The 262-nt window shown below is 63.4% G+C and carries 1 protein-coding gene; it reads left to right on the forward strand.

The genetic code is table 11. The features are described 5' to 3' along the window. A partial coding sequence (locus tag ACQG3P_RS20130; protein ID WP_426806033.1) for a M28 family peptidase occupies nt 1-262 on the forward strand: 262 nt, incomplete at both ends.

Raw genomic sequence — 262 nt, forward strand, 5'->3', positions numbered from 1 at the left:
GTTCAAGCGTGCCGGACAGGACTTCGAGGCGCTGAAGAAGCAGGCCCAGCGCCGCGATTTCAATCCGGTGGAGCTGAAGGGCGAAACCCTGTCGGCCAAGTACGCGGTGAAGACCGAGGTGATCACCTCGCACACTGTGGCCGCGCGCCTGGAAGGCAGCAAGCACCCGGATGAAACGGTGGTGTACAGCGCGCACTGGGACCATATCGGCTTGGGCAAGACGGATGCGAACGGCGACACCATCTTCAACGGCGCGCTGGAC

The organism is Stenotrophomonas sp. SrG (genome assembly GCF_050031795.1).
GTDB classification, from domain to species: domain Bacteria; phylum Pseudomonadota; class Gammaproteobacteria; order Xanthomonadales; family Xanthomonadaceae; genus Stenotrophomonas; species Stenotrophomonas rhizophila_A.